At 63.5% G+C, this 1,524-nt stretch carries 2 protein-coding genes; both read left to right on the forward strand.

The window, feature by feature from the left end; all coding sequences use genetic code 11:
- Positions 1 to 68: 68 nt before the first annotated feature.
- Complete coding sequence (locus QUG01_RS19865) at positions 69 to 836, forward strand: alpha-D-ribose 1-methylphosphonate 5-phosphate C-P-lyase PhnJ (protein ID WP_500831598.1); 768 nt, start codon at positions 69 to 71, stop codon at positions 834 to 836.
- 153 nt (positions 837 to 989) lie between these two features.
- Entirely contained in the window at positions 990 to 1,508 is a 519-nt protein-coding gene (locus QUG01_RS19870) for an ATP-binding cassette domain-containing protein (RefSeq protein ID WP_500831599.1), read from the forward strand.
- Positions 1,509 to 1,524 lie beyond the last annotated feature (16 nt).

The raw sequence follows: 1,524 nt of genomic DNA on the forward strand, positions 1-1,524 counted from the left end.
CATCATCACGCTCCTGGTGAGAGGCTTACTTCAGTGTAGTTACCAACTTGTAATTGGGACATAGCCTTTTGAAAGCCGTGGCGATCCCCGGCTACCAGGTGCCGTTCGGCAGCCGCGAAATGCCGCTGCCCTACGGCTGGGGCACCGGCGGCATCCAGGTGACCGCCAGCGTGATCGGCCGCGACGACGTGCTGAAGGTCATCGACCAGGGCGCCGACGACACCACCAACGCCGTCAACATCCGCCGCTTCTTCGGCCGTGTGGCCGATGTCGCCACCACCACCCGCACCGCCGACGCGACGCTGATCCAGACCCGCCACCGCATCCCGGAAACGCCGCTGAAACCCGGCCAGATCCTGATCTTCCAGGTGCCGGAGCCGGAACCGCTGCGCACGCTGGAAGCCAGCGAGGTGGAAACGCGCAAGCTGCACGCGCACCAAGAGTACGGCCTGATGCACGTCAAGCTGTACGAGGACATCGCCCGTTTCGGCCACATCGCCACCAGCTACGACTACCCGGTGATGGTGAACGACAGGTATCTGGCCTCGCCGTCGCCGATTCCGAAGTTCGACAATCCCAAGCTGGACATGAGCCCGGCCTTGCTGCTGTTCGGCGCCGGCCGCGAGAAGCGCCTGTACGCGATTCCGCCCTACACCAAGGTGGAAAGCCTGGCCTTCGACGACCACCCATTTACGGCCCAAACCTGGGAGCAGGGCTGCGCGCTGTGCGGCTCGCGCACAAGCTATCTGGACGAAATCGTCACCGACGACGCCGGCAGCCGGATGTTCGTCTGCTCGGATACCGACTATTGCCAGCAGCAGGAGGCTTCGCGATGAAGCAGGGAAAAGCATTCAGCGCCACGAAACTCGCGAAATCACACGAAAACATAGCGGCCTCCACGCACCCCCACCCGCAATGGGCGGAGACCGCGGATACATCAGACAACTTTCGCGTTCTTTCGTGGTTTTCGTGGCAAAAGAGGTTTTAACATGAATCAAGCCATCCTCAGCGTCAGCGGGCTAAGCAAGGACTACGGCAACGGCCAGGGCTGTTTCGACGTCAATTTCGAGCTGTATCCGGGCGAGGTGCTGTGCATCGTCGGCGAATCCGGCTCCGGCAAGTCCACCCTGCTGTCCACCCTGGCCGGCCGTCTGGCCGCCGACGCCGGCAGCGTGCGCTTTGCCGACCGCGAAGGCATGCAGCACGAGCTGACCTGCCTGCCCGAGGCCGAGCGCCGCCGCTTGGCGCGCAGCGAATGGGGCTTCGTCACCCAGCACGCCCGCGACGGGCTGCGCATGGGCGTCTCCGCCGGCGCCAATGTCAGCGAGCGGCTGATGGCCTTGGGCCAGCGCCACTACGGCCGGCTGCGGCAGACTGCCGGCGACTGGCTGGAAAAAGTGGAGATAGACCGCGCGCGGCTGGACGACAAGCCGTCCGCCTTTTCCGGGGCTATGTCCCAATTACAAGTTGGTAACTATACTGAAGTAAGCCTCTCACCAGGAGCGTGATGATGGATACCCAGTC

Source organism: Chromobacterium sp. CCUG 76385 (assembly GCF_059916625.1).

Bases quoted from the DNA above. Each gene is read 5' to 3' on its own strand.
- QUG01_RS19870 (WP_500831599.1), top strand. From the start codon at position 990: ATGAATCAAGCCATCCTCAGCGTCAGCGGGCTAAGCAAGGACTACGGC.